Source organism: uncultured Tessaracoccus sp., assembly GCF_947286155.1.
Lineage (GTDB): Bacteria > Actinomycetota > Actinomycetes > Propionibacteriales > Propionibacteriaceae > Arachnia.
On the sequence record NZ_CAMYPD010000009.1, the window covers coordinates 1 to 15570 of the forward strand.

A 15570-nucleotide genomic window follows, 5' to 3' on the forward strand; every position below is an offset into this window, starting at 1 on the left:
GGCGGCCATCTCGCGCACGAGCGGGTACATCATTTTGGGGTCCGCAGATTCGCCTGCCAGAGATACGCCGCCGCGCGACGCAGCACCTGGTTTTCCATCTCTAACTCGCGGATCCGCTGCATCGCGGCCGTCATCTCGCGGCGTTCCTCGACGTCAGTGGTCGGCGTGAACCCGAGAGCCCGGAACCGGTCGTCCTTGACCCACATCCGCAACGCGAACTTCGAGACTCCAAGGTCTCTACACACTTGCTTGTGCGACAAGCCGCTGTTCACCAGCGCGACCGCGTCACACTTGAACCCATCCGAATAGATCCTTGGCACGATCACCATCCTTTCAACACGACCCATCCAAAGCCATGCGGTCTTGGACTCAATCAAACCTTCAGCAGACCCACATGTCGGAAGGACGAGTACAAGTCTGAATGACACCAGTGGTGTGCCCGGCCCAGATAGGATCCGTCTTCGGCGGCTGGGAGGAGACTGGCTTGCACCACATTTGCCGATGCTGAACCCAGGTACCCAAATCAGTGGTGCAAGGAACCGGTGTGCCCGCATGCTCACAGACCCGTTCGCCCGAACCCCTACGCTTCCGGGAGACGCATCTTTCCCAGGAGCAGAATCACCATCCCCATACCGAAGGCATATAGCGCTTCTCTTATCCCTTAACACGCACTCTTGCGGAGCTGCATGCCCAGGGAGAATTCCGAATATGACGAGCAGCATTGTGCATGCTAACAGTGCGTTTTTTCTTAGCATCCTTCTGCTCCACTGCCGCCGCTGGCTGCCAGGTACCGTTCGGCATCTGCTCAAACGTGGTTACTGTCGCGAGCGTTGACGCGAAGTAGTTATCCGGATAGCCCGTGGGAGGTTTTCCAGTCTTTTCGTCAAGAACTTGAATACCAGTGAGATCTTTACACGCGGATACAGTTGCGACTCTCGCCCCATCAGCATTGGTGGATGGCTCCGAAATCTTCACATCGGTAAAGCGAAGATTCCCAGTCCAGACGAGTCCTTCGTCGAGGAGTCGGCCCAGGGAATGGACGGTGGAGAATACTTCATCGCCGGTAGCAAGGATGGTCAGCTCGTTGAGGTTAATAAGACTGGAATCCTTCGCGAACCGGTCATATTGCGTCTCGCAGGCTTCCCACGCCTCCCGGATAGCAGTAACCTCCGGCGACTCCCCAGGCTCGGCAGGGGGAAACGACTCCCACTCACTAGCCGACAGGGATGGGGACGGGGACGATGCAGCCGCAGACGGTGACGGGGGTTACCGAACTACTGCTAGGAGGGCTGGCGCCCCCCAGTCGGACTCGCAGCAGCATGCACACTAGGTTCAAGGGCAGGCTCGCCTGGCTGACAGGCACCACAACCGAGCATCCCAAGACTTGCCAGCACCATCAGACCACAACGACGACGCCGTCGCGTACTGGTTTCTAGATCAACCATGATTCCTCCAGGTGCCACAGTGAACCAGGCGAAGAGGTCGCTACGGGCCGCATCACCCCAGTTATCCACAAGCAATTCGGAAAGCGCACGACGAAACCACGCTCGGGAACAAGCCCCTCGTTCCGTTCACCACCGGCAGCTTCGAAAACTGTCAGAGGTCCCTGCAAAAGTATGAGCATGGAAACTTGGATTGTTCCGACGCTGATTCTCGCGGTGGCGGTCGGCGTGCTGGCTGGCTGGTGGTTTACGCACGCGCGCACCAGGCTGCAGGTCGCTAGCCTCCGGGTTGACGTCGCCGACCGCGACGCCACGGTGGCTGAGCTGCAGGGCAGCATCGCGCAGGCGCAGGGCAAAGCCGCCGCCGCGGAGGCGAAGGTGGCGGGGCTGCAGGCAGAGCGCGACGCCGCCGTCACCCGTGCCCGCGAGGTAGCAGCAGACCGAGCGTCGCTCGAAGAACGCTTCAAAGCCATCACCTCGGAGCAGCTGGCGCGGCAAAGTGAGCACACCACAAAGCAGCTCGTGGAGCCAGTGAGCGAGGGGCTGAAACTACTCACGCAGCGCATTCAGGCAGTGGAGCAAGAACGCGCAGCAATGAACGCGGAGCTGCGCACGCAAATTTCAGCCATGCAGGCATCCGGCGACGCCCTGCGCAAAGAGACGCTCGGGCTGGCCAACGCTCTGCGCACCCCGCAGGTGCGCGGTTCGTGGGGCGAGCAGAGCCTGCGACGCATGGTGGAGGTCTCCGGCCTCACCTCGCGCGTCGACTTCGACGAGCAAACCTCCACCACCGCCGACGACGGCTCGCTTCGTCGCCCTGACATGCGCATCCATCTGGCGGGCGGCAAGGAGATCTTCGTCGATTCAAAGGTGCCGCTGGCTGCCGTGCTCGAGGCGTACAACACCGACGACGAGGCCGCGCAGGTGCAGCACCTCGACCGGTTCGCGCGCCACGTGCGCACCCACATCGACGACCTCTCTGGCAAGCAGTATTGGGATTTGAGCCTCGCCTCGCCGGAGTTCGTCGTGCTGTATTTGGGCTCCGACGAGTTCTACCGCCTGGCGCAGGAGCGCATGCCGGATCTCCACGACTACGCAGCCCGACGCAACGTCATGCTGGCTTCTCCAGGCATCCTCATTCCGATGCTCCACATCGTCGCGCACGGGTGGTCGCAGGCGTCGCTCGCAGAATCTGCGAAAGAGGTGGTGGAGCTCGGACGAAGCCTCCACGCCCGCCTCGCCACCATGGGTGGGCACTTCGCCGCCGCCAGCCGCGGGCTCAACCAGGCCGTCGTGAACTACAACAAGGCCATCGCCAGTCTGGAGTCTCGCGTGCTGGTATCCGCACGCAGATTCACAGACCTCGACGTCACGAAAGCCGGGCTCGACGAGCTCGCCCCTGTCGCTGCCACACCGGCTTGGCCGTCGGCACCGGAGCTCGCCGACGATCAACCCGCGGCCTTGCCAGACGCAGTCCCGGGTAGCGAGTCACAGTGAGCTCAGTACACAGTTCTGCGCAAGAATGGCACCTATGACTTCCGTCGCTGAACTTGCCGAACTCATCTCACCTGCGCTGGAGCGCATCAACGGCGTCGCCGAACTGACGCCAGTCCAGCGCAACGCGCGGCTCTCGACGCTCACCGGCAGCGAGGTGTGGCTCAAGCGAGAAGATCTCCAGCCCGTCCGCTCCTATAAGTTGCGCGGCGCCTACAACCTCATCGCCCAACTCTCCAGCGACGAGCAACGCGCCGGCGTGGTCTGCGCGTCGGCCGGCAACCACGCCCAAGGCGTGGCGTTCAGCGCCTCCCAGCTCGGCATCCACGCGACGATTTTCGTGCCCCACACCACCCCACGGCAGAAGCGTGAGCGCATCACCGCGCTGGGCGGGGGTCACGTCGAGTTGGTGATGGCTGGCTCGACCTACGACCAGGCGAGTAACGCGTCGAAGGAGTTCGCCAAGGCCGAGGGCAAGGTGCTCGTGCCGGCGTTCGACGATCCGCGAACGATTGCCGGGCAGGCCACCGCCGTCGCGGAGGCATTCGAGCAGCTCGACTTCGTACCCGACGTGGTGGTGCTGCCCGTGGGCGGTGGCGGGCTGCTCTCTGGGGCGGCGGCGTGGCTGCGCACCCACCACCCGGAAGTGCGCATCGTCGGGGTTGAGCCGGAGGGCGCGCCGTGCGTGGCCGCCGCGCTCTCGGCAGGCCGGCCGATGGAGCTCAACGACATCGACACCTTCGTCGACGGTGCCGCGGTCTCACGCGTGGGAGACGTGACGTTCGAGATCATCCGCGAGGCGAAACCCGAACTCGTCCGCGTTCCCGAAGGCCAGGTCTGCAGCGAGATGCTGGATATGTACCAAATCGACGGCATCATCGCGGAGCCCGCCGGCGCCCTGGCATCGTCGGCGCTCCCCACCGGCGGAGTGGGCACCCGAGTGCAGATTCCGGGCGACTCGAAGGTGCTGTCCCTCATCTCCGGCGGTAACAACGACGTCGCGCGCTACGCCGAGGTGGTGGAGCGTTCCCTCATCCACGAGGGCCGGAAGCGCTACTTCCTGGTGAGTTTCCCGCAGCAGCCGGGCGCGCTGCGGCGATTCCTCGACGAGGTGCTCGGCCCCGACGACGACATCGCCCACTTCGAGTACGTGAAGCGCAGCTCGCGCGAGACGGGCCCGGCCATGGTGGGCATCGAGCTCGGGAACCCCGGCGACTACCCGTTCCTGATGCAGCGCATCGCCGAGGTTGGCATGGAAGTGGAGCTCATCACCTACGGATCCCCGCTGTTCAGGTTCCTCGTGTAATGAACCCGAACAACGACGCCCCTGGTCAGGCAGCCAAACGGAGGTCGGACACACCCGTCGACGGCAGGCCCGGCGCAGTATCCGGGGTCTCGGGCTCGCTGTCGTCGCGCTCGGAGGAATCCGTGTCGTTCTCCGACTCCTCCGCGTCAGGGGCATCTTCCGACGGCGTCTCACCCTCGTCGGTCTCACCCTGCTGCACTGCCGAGAGCCAGTAGGCCCACAGGCGTTGCTTCGCGCCGCCCACCGGGCCGACCACGGCCTCGAGTTCGCTGGGATTCGGCTTCCACGCGGCCTTCACCGCAGCCACAGCCTCATCGACGGAGCCAGCCTTCGCCGACAGCTTCAACAGATAATCCGGCACGGTCAGCGCCGGGTCGGTGATACCAACGAGCGGGGCGCCGATGGCAGCGATGGGCGGGAATACCGAACCAGGGATACCCACCACTACTTCCGCCGACGATGCCGCCGCGATGGTGCCTTCGTCGGCGATCTCGTACTGCTCCCACAGGCTCCGGTTCTCACGGGGGTGCAGGCCGACGCGGATGTGGTAGCCCTCAGCTGCGAGCGCAGCGGCGGTGTCGAGGAGGAGCTGCGTGCCGGGCGCGGCGCCGCCCGTTTCGTCGCTGCGGGTGACCGAGGTGGCAATGAGCACGGTGCCCTTCGTCGGGTTGTAGGCGCCGACGTCGTCGAGGCCCATGTTGCCAACAACCTCGATGTCCTCGGCGTTCAGCCCGAAGTGGGTTGCGAACACCTTGGCTTCGTCGCTGGACTGCGCGGTGGCACCCACGAGCCGCGGGCGGATGGCGTCGGCGAACTCGGCGCGCTCCGGGTTGAGGTAGGCGAGCGAGCTGGCCACCACCGGGACGTTCGGCAGCGCTTCCACGACGGTGGCCGGCCACTCGGTCGCACCGTTCACGACGAGGAGGTCGGCGCCCCACTCGTCGGCCTGGTCCAGAGTGATGACCTCGACGCCGTCGTCGGCTTTGTGCTCGAGGTCAGGCGAGACGAGCGCGATGTGCCCGCCTTGCTCGTTGACGTAGTCCACCATCTGCTTGATGTGGTAGGAACCGTACGGTTCATTCGTGGCGACGAGGACGTCGAGCTGGTCGTCGTCTGCGTGCGCCGATGGCGCCATCACGGTGCTGACGGCAAGGACGAGCGAGATGATGCCGACGAGCGCGCGGCGGGCGATGTGCATGGGAACTCCTGAGTCAACGTTGGGGGTTCCAGCTTGGCTAACCCAGGTGAACGGCATGCGAAGGTTACGTGAACGGTGAGCAGGCAACCTCGACGCCGGGCTACGGCAGAAAAACTTCAAAATCCGTACGCAGATTGACCAAACCCCCTGTTTTGAGGGGGTTAGACGAATCTGCGTACGGATTTTGAAGTCCAGAGACAGGTGTTGCACCCAAGTCCCCGGTGGTACACTCGTGGTCATGCCAACCGCACTGCCGCGTTTCCAAGTCACCCAGACGAGCGAGATCGCCGACGCGCTGGCCATTGCCGCCGCAGAGTGGCCGGGTGCTCCACGCCCGGAGCTGGTCACGCACCTGTTCCGCGAGGGCGCGGCAGCTATTCAGCACCGACGAGACGAGCGCGCCGAGGCGCAGCGCTCCGCCGCTATCGCGACGCAGGGAATCCTCGCGTACCCGCCCGCGTATCTGGCGGAGCTTCGAGCGGAGTGGCCCGAGTGATCATTCTCGACGCGAGCGCACTGATTGCCCACTTCACGCCAGGAGACGCCCACGCCAGCAGTGCGCTGGAGATTCTGGACACCGAGGAAGAGCTCGCACTGCACTTCCTCACCCTGGCAGAAATACTCGTCCACCCTGCGAAGGTGGGCGTCGAGCGCACCATCCACAAGGCGCTCGACGCTCTAGGCATCATGCAGCTACCGGTGACGCCCGACGAGCCGTCCCGCATCGCGCGGATTCGAGCGACTACCAGCCTGCGCATGCCAGATGCCTGCGTGCTCGCGGCAGCGCTCCATCACAGAGCGAGCCTGGCCACCTTCGATGCGCATCTTGCCCGCGTCGCGAAGGACAATGGCGTCACGACGCCAGAGTTCTTCGACTAACTCAGTGCTGCACCTTCTTGCGGAGGTCTTTCCTGAGCTCAGGCGGCAATGCGAAGTGCAGCGTTTCTTCTGTGAGGGTTTCCTCAACACCGCGCGGATACCCCTTTGACTCCAGATATTCGAGGACACCCTGGACCAACCGCTCGGGCACTGACGCGCCGGAGGTGACCCCCACCACGTCAGCTCCTTCGAGCCACTCGTCCTTGATCTCCGTGTGGTTATCCACGCGGTACGAGGCTTTCGCGCCGGCCTCCAATGCCACTTCGACAAGGCGTTTCGTGTTGGACGAGTTGTCTGAGCCCACGACGATCATGAGGTCGCAACCCTTGGATGCGATCTGCTTTACCGCCATCTGGCGGTTCTGCGTGGCGTAGCAAATGTCATCCGACGGCGGGTCCTGCAGCTGCGGAAACTTCTCGCGCAGTCGACGCACGATCTCCATCGTCTCATCCACTGAGAGTGTGGTCTGCGACAACCACGCGACGTTGGCCCCGTCGGGGAGCTCCACCTTGTCGACGTCGTCGGGCGACTCGACGAGGATGGTGTTCTCGGGCGCCTCCCCCATGGTGCCCTCGACTTCCTCGTGGCCGTCGTGGCCGATGAGGAGAATCGTCATGCCGTCCTTCGCGAAGCGCTTCGCTTCGTGATGCACCTTCGTCACCAGCGGGCAGGTCGCGTCGACGGTCTTCAGCTGCCGCTTGCCGGCCTCCTCGCGCACCAGCGGCGACACCCCGTGCGCCGAGAACACGACAGTCGACCCCTCGGGCACTTCGTCGAGCTCATCGACGAAAATCGCCCCGCGACTCTCGAGGTTTTCGACGACGTGCTTGTTATGCACGATCTCTTTACGCACGTAGATGGGCTGTTCGTACAGGTCAAGGGACTTCTCGACGGTGATCACAGCCCTGTCAACCCCCGCGCAGTATCCACGCGGCGCGGCCACCACCACTCGCTTCTCATTAGCCATGCCGCACAGTCTAGGTGCATATTTCTGTCAGACCCCACGGCTAGGGTGGTGGGTATGCAAGCGCAGGAACTCACCACGCTCGGATTCGCCACCAATAACCCGACGAAGCTCCTCACCGACGCCGTCGCGACGGGGCATGTGCGCGGGCTGCAGAAGGTGCCAGGCTTCGACCTGATCGGGGCATTCACCGACCCATCGGGCGCCAGGCTTTCGCTCGTTCGCCGCAAGGGCCACGACGTCGTCGCCACCCCGGCGCTTGCCTCGTCGGAGGCGCATCGGGCGGCTGTGTACCGCGTACGCGATCAGCTCGCGCACGCGTCGTTCTTCCTCGACGACGAAGAAATCCTAGATGCCATCGTCGCCGTAGACGACCCAACGCAATATCCCGAGCGAAATGCCCGAGATTCGAACTCGTTCACCATCATTCAGGCGTTCCGCCTCGGAGCCATCGGGCTGCGAGCCGACGTGTACGCCAACGAGGAGGAGTTCCTCGCGCGCCGCCCCGACGACGACCGCGTCTGGTCGTCGCGCTCGCTGGCATCCCCGTCGGTGGCTGCCGAGGGCATCCTTTCCGACGGTGAGCTGTCGCCGCGGGCATTCGTCGGCTTCACGGTCGAGAGCGCTTGGAAGCGCACCAATGAGCTCACTGGCAAGGAGTTTTGGTACGGGGTGGGTCTGTCCAAGCTGCGGTTGGCGTTCGCGCTGCCGGCTCACTACGACCTCGAGCCGGGCAACGTCGTGCTGGGCACGTTCTCGCTGACGGGCTCGTCGGGATTGTGGGACGAGGCGTAGATGGCGCTCACGAGTTCCCGCGAGGCCCCGCAGCCGCTGGGGCGGATCGTCGAAGCGGTCGGCGATTGGGTCGGCCGCCTGGGTGAGGTCTGGGTGGAGGCGCAGATCGTCGAGCTGCGGCGTCGGGCGGCGCAGATCCAGTTCCTCACGTTGCGCGACGTCGACGCCGATTTCTCCTGCAGCGCCACCGCCACGGCTGCGGTGCTCGATGCGGCAGGCCCGTTGCCCGAGGGGTCGCGCGTCGTGGCGCGGGTGAAGCCCCGCCTGTACACGCCCACGTCGAGGTTCTCGTTCACCGTGCTGGAAATCCAGGTCGCGGGCGAAGGGCGGCTGCTCCTCGAACTGGAGCAGCGCAAACGCAAACTCCAGGCCGAGGGGCTCTTCGACGTCAGCCGCAAACGCCCCGTTCCGTTCCTGCCGTCGATGATCGGCCTTGTCACGGGCCGAGATTCCGACGCGGAACGCGACGTGCTGCGCAACGTGGAGCTGCGCTGGCCGGGCGCGAGGTTCCGCGTTGAGCATGCGCTCGTACAGGGCGCGCAGGCCGCCGCGTCCGTGATGCAGGCTCTGGCAATCCTCGACGACGACCCCGCCGTCGACGTCATCATCATCGCCCGCGGCGGTGGGTCGCTGGAGGATTTGCTGCCGTTCTCCGACGAAGGGGTCGTCCGGGCGGTCGCCAAGGCCCGCACCCCCGTGATTTCGGCCATCGGGCACGAGCGAGACACCCCCATCCTCGACCTCGTCGCCGACCTCCGCACATCCACCCCCACCGACGCCGCGAAGCGCGTCGTACCCGACGTGGTGCAGGAGCTCGCCGGCCTCGACGATGCCCGCGCCCGCATCCGAGCTGCCGTGGCCGGGCGCATCGACATCGAACAGCGTCGCCTCGACGAGCTCCGCTCGCGGCCCGTCATCACCGATCCCACCAGGGCATTCGCCATTCACGACGAGCGCCTCGCCCTCCTGCGCCACCAGCTGCGCGGCAGCATCGATCGCCGAATCCGAGACGAAGCGTCCGAGTTGGGCAGGCTCCTCGCGACGGTGAGGGCCACGTCGCCGAAGCGTACGCTCGAGCGCGGCTATGCGGTGCTCGTCGGCGGCGACGGCGCCATCTCTTCCATCGCCGACGCCACCGTCGGCGAGCAGATCCACGCCTACCTGGCCGACGGCGAGCTCGGCCTCAACATCGACGAAGTCACCGAGAGGAACCGCAATGACTGATCAGCCCCAGCTCACCTACGAGCAGGCCCGCGAGGAGCTCGTCGAAGTGGTGAAGAAACTGGAGTCGGGCGGCGAGTCGTTGGCCGACTCCATGGCGCTGTGGCAACGCGGCGAGGAGCTCGCGAAGCTCTGCCAAGGGTTTCTCGACGGAGCCCGCCAGCAGGTGGAGAAGGCGCGGGCCGCGGAGCAGTCGAGCGACGAGTAGCGGCGGCCCTTGATGGTTGAGCCGGCTCGATGATTGAGCCGCGGGCGCACCCCAGCCCGACGGTTGAGCCGGCCCGAAGGGCCGAGTCGAAACCCTCCAGCGGGAGTGGTTTCGATACGCGCCTCCGGCGCTACTCAACCACCGGGGAGGGGGCCGCCCGGCGACTACTCAACCACCGGGGCGAGCGTCGTCGCGAACGCGCTGATGGCGTCGAGGTCCGTATCGGCGGCGATGACGGCTACCCAGCCGTCGCGCTTGGCGACGAGGCTGGTCGTGCGTCCGTCGGCGGATTCATAGGATTGCCACTGCATCCCGGCGGCGTCGACGGTGTGCCCGGTCTCTCGGCCCTCTCGGGTGACGCGCCTGACGACGTTCTCGACGCCTCGGTCGCGCTGCTCAATGCCGTAGTACACCCCGTCTGGCCCCATGTAGCCCGCCATCCAGGTGCTACCGTCGGCCGGCTTGTTATCAATCCACTTCGCGCCGTCCTTCGCCCACGCAGATCGCACGGGCTTCCAGCCTTCAGGCAAGTGCTCGGCACGCAGCACCGGATAGGGAGCTTCCGCTTCGGCGCGCTGCAAGTCGGGCGCGATATCGATGGCCGCCACGTTCTCGTCGGGGTTCATGGTGAAAAACGCGATGACAAGCACCAACGGAACGAGCAACACGCCCATGGAGAGGAACATGTCTTTCGCGCGTGACTTCGGATTCGGGCGGGCCATGGGCGCCATCTTCCCATGTCTGCAGTCAGCGGCCGAATCGTCGCTCGCGTTGCGTGAAGGAGCGCAGGGCACGCACGAAGTCGGTGCGCCGGAAATCCGGCCACAGCGCTTCGCAGAAATAAAACTCACTGTGCGCGGACTGCCACAGCAAGAACCCGGAGAGCCGCTGCTCGCCCGAAGTGCGGATGATGAGGTCAGGGTCGGGCTGCCCCTTGGTGTAGAGGTGCCCAGAAATCTCGTTGATGTCGAGCGTGTCGGCCACCGTTTCGAGCGTCTCCCCCTGCGCCGCTTTACTACGCAGCAGTGAGCGAACCGCGTCGCGAAGCTCGTGGCGTCCACCGTACGAGCACGCGACGTTGACGTGCATGCCGTCGATCCCGTCGGTGTCGGCGTCGGCTTTGCGAAGCGATTCAGCGATGTCGTCGGGCAGGAGGTCGAGTGCGCCGACGGCCTGCACAGGCCAGCGCTTCGTGGCCGCAAGATCTTCGACGAGCTGGCGGATCACGTCGAGCAGCGGGCCGAGCTCCTCGTCGTTGGAGCGCTGCAGATTGTCGGTGCTGAGCACCCACAGGGTGACGACCTCGATACCGGCCTCGTCGCACCATTCGACGAATTCCTTGAGCTTCTCGGCTCCCGCGCGATAGCCCGCGACGAGCGGCTCCCCCGGCGCGTTGGCTCGCGCCCAGCGACGGTTACCGTCGGCCAGCACGGCGACGTGCTTGGGCAGGCGGCTGCGGTCGAGCCGGCCCAGCATCTGATTTTCATACGTGGCGTAGAGCCACTTCGGCGGCCGGCATCGTCCGAGAAGGCGACGAAGTCGGGACATGTACGCGATGATACTGCGCTTCGCAGCGAACACTTGGCAGATCGGCGATACCGGAGTAACCTACGGATACGTAAGTTACGATCCCGTAGGTAGCGCATATGACTATGACTGATTCCCACGCAACTCAGCTCGACGCTCCCACCGACATGCCCTTGCCGAAGCCCGTGATGCGCGGATGGCTGCACCTCGGCATGACGCCCCTCATTCTCATTTGCGGCCTGACGCTCACCGCGCTCGCACCAGCGCTCGACGTGCGGCTGGGCTGCGCGCTCTACACACTCACCGCAGTGCAGCTCTTCGGCACCAGCGCCGCCTACCACCGCGGCAACTGGAAACAGAAAACACTGGCGGTGTTTCGCCGGATGGATCACTCCAACATCTTCATCTTCATCGCCGGAACGTACACGCCCCTCGCGGTTGCGCTCCTCGACGGCACGGCCCGGCTGAGTCTCCTCGCGCTCATCTGGGGGCTCGCGATAGCGGGCGTCGCGTTCCGCATGCTCTGGCTCGGCGCCCCGCGCGCGCTCTACACCATCTTGTACGTCGCGATGGGCTGGGCCGCCGTCGGATGGCTTCCGCAACTGTGGGCAGCGGGCGGACCCGCCGTCGTGATTCTCATCATCGTCGGCGGAGTGGTGTACTCGCTCGGCGCAGTCGCCTACGGCACCAAGCGCCCCAAAATCAGCCCCAAGTGGTTCGGCTTCCACGAGGTGTTCCACTCCGCGACGATCCTCGCCGCCATCTGCCACAACGTCGCCATCTGGCTCGCCGTCTTCGCCTAGGCACCCTGCTCGGCGTCCTGCTCGCCGCCAGGCACCTGTAACCTGTGCGGCAACTGAGCGGATCAAGTGTCACCTGCCTCCCGACGACGCCTCGTCGCCGCTAGGCAAGTGACACGTATGCCGCAACTGAGCCGCACAGGTTGCCCCTGCCCGGCCCCAGATGAACAGTGGGTAACGACGCGGGTGTGTCACCGCGGCTGGGCACCGCCAGCGGCTACTGTTCAAGACATGGAGAGAGCCTCCAGGTTGATGAAACCCAACCCCTGACCACCACGGGGGTATGGGACGAGCCCGCCCCCGCGAAGGGAGCAAGCAGTGCTCGACGTCACCGCCCACGAACCCGTAGGCCAGCCCACCGCCCCTGACCAGGCCATCCGCACCTACGTGATCGACACCTCCGTCCTCCTATCCGACCCGAAGGCCGTACTGCGTTTCGCTGAGCACAACGTGGTGCTGCCGATCGTCGTCATCACCGAACTCGAAGCCAAGCGCCACCACATGGAGCTCGGCTACTTCGCCCGCCAGGCGCTGCGCCTCCTCGACGAGCTGCGCATCGAGCACGGCCGCCTCGACGCCCCCGTCCCCATCAACGACGAGGGCGGCAACCTCCGCGTCGAGCTCAACCACACCGACGAGTCCACGCTCCCGGTCGGCTTCCGCCTGGGCGACAACGACACCCGCATCCTCGCCGTCGCGCTCAACTACGCGAACGAGGGCCACGACGTCGTACTGGTCTCCAAAGACCTCCCACTCAGGGTGAAAGCTGCCGCGGTCGGGCTCGCCGCCGAGGAGTACCGCAACGAACTCCCCCTCGAGGCCGGCTACAACGGTATGGCCCAGCTCGACGTGACCGACGACGAAGTCAGCGCCGTCTACGACGAGTTCGCCGCCGACGTCGAAGCGGCCATAGGCCTCCCCGTGCACTGCGGCGTGCAGCTGCACGGGCCATCGTCGAAGGTGCTCGGCCGCGTGACGGCCGACGGCAAGGTGCGCGAGATTAAGCAAGACCGCGAGGTGTTCGGCATTCGGGGAAGGTCTGCCGAGCAGCGCGTGGCGCTCGATCTCCTGATGGACGAGTCCATCGGCATCGTTTCCCTCGGCGGCCGCGCCGGCACCGGCAAGTCGGCGCTGGCACTCGCCGCCGGCCTGGAACAAACCCTTGAGCAGCGCAAATACAACAAGGTGATGGTCTTCAGGCCCCTCTACCCCGTCGGTGGTCAAGAGCTCGGCTACCTACCCGGCTCCGCTGAGGAGAAGATGCAACCCTGGGGCCAGGCGGTGTTCGACACGCTCTCGTCGGTCACCAACCGGTACGTCATCGACGAGATCATCGAGCAAGAGATGATCGAAGTGCTGCCGCTCACCCACATCCGCGGGCGCTCGCTACACGACTGCTTCGTGATCGTCGACGAAGCCCAGTCGCTCCAGCGCAACGTGCTGCTCACGGTGCTGAGCCGCATCGGCCAGAACTCGCGCGTCGTACTCACCCACGACATCGCGCAGCGCGACAACCTCCGCGTCGGCCGCTACGACGGCATCGTCGCCGTGGTCGAGAAGCTGAAGGGCAATCCTCTCTTCGCACACGTGGCGCTGCAACGCTCCGAGCGCTCGGAGATCGCCGGGCTCGTCGCCGACATGCTCGACGGGTGAGCGCTCGCACCACGGTCGGTGTCGGACGCGCCGCTGCCCGCACAAGCCATTCGATAAGGTGACAGCGAAACCCCCACGACACAAGGACCTGGTCCGCATGGCAACCAACCCAGACGCTCCTTCCTCCGACGACGACCGCTCGGCCTCCGCTACCCGACCAGCCGCGCCCCCACGTCGCACCGCCGCCGCAGCCGCCCGCGCCACCGCTCGTCGCGCAGGGCAGGTGTTCAAGGAGATGGGCTACCCGCACGGGATCCATCCCGCGCTCGTGCCGGGGGTGAGTATCGAGGATCAGAAGGTGCGCTACGGCATTGACAAGGTGATCCTCGTCGTCGTGGGCGTCGCGATCGCCGCGTTCGTCTCGTGGGGCGTCATCGCCCCGGAGAATGTGCTCGCCACCTCCACCGCCGGGCTCAGTTGGATCATGACGAACCTGGGCTGGATCTTCAACAGCCTCGCGATCGGCATGGTGATCTTCCTGCTGGCCATCGCCTTCTCGCGCTTCGGCAGGATCCCACTCGGCCTCGACGGCGAACCGGCCGAGTATTCCACCATCTCTTGGGCGGCGATGCTCTTCGGCGCAGGCATCGGCATCGGCATCATCTTCTTCGGCCCGCTCGAACCCCTCACCTACTACCTCTCACCGCTGCCCGGCCTCTACGAGCCGGCCACCGTCGAGGCCGTGAAGGGGGCGCTCGCACAAGCGGCACTGCACTGGGGCCTCAACGCATGGGCGATCTACGCGATCGTCGGGCTCGCCGTCGCCTACGTCTCCTACCGCAAGGGCCGTGTCCCACTGATGAGCTCCATCCTCACCCCCTTGTGGGGCGGGGATTCCAAGGGGCCGGGTGCGCGGATCATTGACGGGCTGGCAATCATCGCGACGCTGTTCGGCACTGCCGCGAGCCTCGGCATTGGCGCCCTGCAGATCGCTGGCGGTTTCGAGCTCGTCACCGGTTGGTCGCCTGCGGGCAACGCACTCGCGCTCGGCATCATCGTGCTGCTCACTATCGGCACCATCATCTCGGCGGTCTCCGGCGTGGCGAAGGGTATCCGCTGGCTGTCCAACATCAACCTCGTCCTGGCCGTCGGGCTCGCCATCTTCTTCTTCGTGGTCGGCCCGACGGTGTTCCTGCTGAACATCATCCCGGGCGTGATCGTGCAGTACTTCGGCACGATGCCCGACATGCTCGCCGCCACCACCGCCGACAGCGAGGAAGTGCGCACGTTTCTTTCGAGCTGGACCACGTTCTACTGGGCGTGGTGGGTGAGCTGGGCACCGTTCGTCGGCGTCTTCACAGCGAAGATCTCCCGAGGCCGGACCGTACGGCAGTTCATCCTGGGTGTGTTGCTGATTCCTTCGAGCATCATCGTGCTCGCGTTCACGATCCTGGGTGGCACCACCATTTGGTTGCAGCGTGCTCACGGCACCCTCGCCCCGGGCAACGACCCCGCCAACATCCCCGCTCCAGAGGAGGTCTTCTTCAAAGTGCTGGGCGAGATCGACGGCGGCAGCATCATCATTCCGCTGGTGATGGTGATGCTCGCGGTGTTCTTCATCACCACCTCCGATTCAGCCTCGCTGGTCAACTCGCAGCTCTCCCAGGGCGGCAACCCGCACCCGAACAAGCTCATCACCGCCTTCTGGGCCCTCTGCATGGCCGGGATCGCCATCGTGATGCTGCTCATGGGCGGTCGCGATGCGTTGCAGGGCCTGCAAAACCTCATCACCATCACCGCACTGCCCTTCGCCGTCGTGTTGGTACTCATGGCCATCGCGCTCGTGAAGGAAATGCGCATGGATCCACTGGTGATCCGTCGCGGCTACGAGCGGGCGGCCGTAGAGAAGGCCGTCCGCCACGGCATCGAGGAACACGGCGATAACTTCGAGATCACCGTCGCGCCCGTCCCGGCGAACAGCGAGCGCGCAGTGGGCGCAGGCTTTGACTCCACCGCGGAGGAGGTCACGGACTGGTACGCCCGCACCGACGAGGACGGCAACCCCGTCGCCTACGACTACGAGACCGGCACCTACCCCGACGATCCTCCGCCTCCCGAGGATAAGACCGACGCGTGAGCGATC

General features: G+C 65.3%; 14 protein-coding genes and 1 pseudogene. 10 read left to right on the forward strand and 5 right to left on the reverse strand.

Features of this window, described 5'->3' with window-relative positions; genetic code table 11:
* Positions 1 to 320: pseudogene (locus Q0X68_RS03570) on the reverse strand (transposase); the annotation flags it as partial.
* A 1302-nt stretch (positions 321 to 1622) separates the two neighbouring features.
* Between Q0X68_RS03570 and Q0X68_RS03575 the strand changes: the two are divergent.
* Positions 1623 to 2939, forward strand: a complete 1317-nt coding sequence (locus tag Q0X68_RS03575) for a DNA recombination protein RmuC (protein ID WP_297747680.1) — start codon at positions 1623 to 1625, stop codon at positions 2937 to 2939.
* Between the two features lie 34 nt (positions 2940 to 2973).
* A complete protein-coding gene (ilvA, locus tag Q0X68_RS03580) occupies positions 2974 to 4242 on the forward strand; it encodes a threonine ammonia-lyase IlvA (protein WP_297747683.1) in 1269 nt (422 codons plus the stop codon).
* Between the two features lie 25 nt (positions 4243 to 4267).
* Here the strand turns inward: ilvA and Q0X68_RS03585 are convergent, their stop codons facing one another.
* Positions 4268 to 5440, reverse strand: a complete 1173-nt coding sequence (locus tag Q0X68_RS03585; RefSeq protein ID WP_297747685.1) for a hypothetical protein — start codon at positions 5438 to 5440, stop codon at positions 4268 to 4270.
* Positions 5441 to 5678: 238 nt separating this feature from the next.
* On the opposite strand from Q0X68_RS03585, the gene Q0X68_RS03590 reads away from it, so the two are divergent.
* Together Q0X68_RS03590 and Q0X68_RS03595 are read left to right on the forward strand one after the other, a co-directional pair.
* Positions 5679 to 5936, forward strand: a complete 258-nt coding sequence (locus Q0X68_RS03590) for a hypothetical protein (RefSeq protein WP_297747688.1) — start codon at positions 5679 to 5681, stop codon at positions 5934 to 5936.
* Positions 5933 to 6319, forward strand: coding sequence for a PIN domain-containing protein (locus tag Q0X68_RS03595; RefSeq protein ID WP_297747691.1), 387 nt, complete (start codon positions 5933 to 5935; stop codon positions 6317 to 6319). Before Q0X68_RS03590 ends, Q0X68_RS03595 begins: the two co-directional genes overlap by 4 nt.
* Before the next feature lies 1 nt (position 6320).
* On the opposite strand, the gene Q0X68_RS03600 is transcribed toward Q0X68_RS03595, so the two are convergent.
* Positions 6321 to 7286, reverse strand: coding sequence for a 4-hydroxy-3-methylbut-2-enyl diphosphate reductase (locus Q0X68_RS03600; RefSeq protein WP_297747693.1), 966 nt, complete (start codon positions 7284 to 7286; stop codon positions 6321 to 6323).
* 54 nt (positions 7287 to 7340) lie between these two features.
* Here Q0X68_RS03600 and Q0X68_RS03605 point away from each other — a divergent pair, with 54 nt between their 5' ends.
* Genes Q0X68_RS03605 through Q0X68_RS03615 form a run of 3 tightly spaced genes read left to right on the forward strand, consistent with a single transcriptional unit; the run spans position 7341 to position 9507 of the window.
* Complete coding sequence (locus tag Q0X68_RS03605) at positions 7341 to 8078, forward strand: hypothetical protein (protein ID WP_297747696.1); 738 nt, start codon at positions 7341 to 7343, stop codon at positions 8076 to 8078.
* Entirely contained in the window at positions 8079 to 9302 is a 1224-nt protein-coding gene (xseA, locus tag Q0X68_RS03610) for an exodeoxyribonuclease VII large subunit (RefSeq protein ID WP_297747701.1), read from the forward strand.
* Positions 9295 to 9507, forward strand: coding sequence for an exodeoxyribonuclease VII small subunit (locus Q0X68_RS03615; RefSeq protein ID WP_297747704.1), 213 nt, complete (start codon positions 9295 to 9297; stop codon positions 9505 to 9507). The genes xseA and Q0X68_RS03615 overlap by 8 nt, the downstream gene beginning before the upstream one ends.
* Positions 9508 to 9671: 164 nt before the next feature.
* Here the strand turns inward: Q0X68_RS03615 and Q0X68_RS03620 are convergent, their stop codons facing one another.
* Both Q0X68_RS03620 and Q0X68_RS03625 read right to left on the reverse strand, forming a co-directional pair.
* Entirely contained in the window at positions 9672 to 10229 is a 558-nt protein-coding gene (locus Q0X68_RS03620; RefSeq protein WP_297747707.1) for a DUF4245 domain-containing protein, read from the reverse strand.
* 25 nt (positions 10230 to 10254) lie between these two features.
* Positions 10255 to 11055 (reverse strand): isoprenyl transferase, encoded by an 801-nt coding sequence (locus Q0X68_RS03625; protein ID WP_297747710.1) that lies wholly within the window; start codon positions 11053 to 11055, stop codon positions 10255 to 10257.
* A 98-nt stretch (positions 11056 to 11153) separates the two neighbouring features.
* Between Q0X68_RS03625 and Q0X68_RS03630 the strand changes: the two genes are divergently transcribed.
* The 3 genes from Q0X68_RS03630 to Q0X68_RS03640 all read left to right on the forward strand — a co-directional run bounded on the left by Q0X68_RS03630 (position 11154) and on the right by Q0X68_RS03640 (position 15564).
* The gene (locus tag Q0X68_RS03630; protein ID WP_297747713.1) at positions 11154 to 11837 is read left to right on the forward strand and encodes a hemolysin III family protein; all 684 of its coding nucleotides are present in this window, start codon (positions 11154 to 11156) and stop codon (positions 11835 to 11837) included.
* 315 nt (positions 11838 to 12152) lie between these two features.
* Positions 12153 to 13487: a PhoH family protein gene (locus Q0X68_RS03635; protein ID WP_297747716.1), complete on the forward strand. Its 1335-nt coding sequence runs from the start codon at positions 12153 to 12155 to the stop codon at positions 13485 to 13487.
* Positions 13488 to 13584: 97 nt separating this feature from the next.
* Complete coding sequence (locus Q0X68_RS03640) at positions 13585 to 15564, forward strand: BCCT family transporter (protein WP_297747719.1); 1980 nt, start codon at positions 13585 to 13587, stop codon at positions 15562 to 15564.
* Positions 15565 to 15570: the final 6 nt, after the last annotated feature.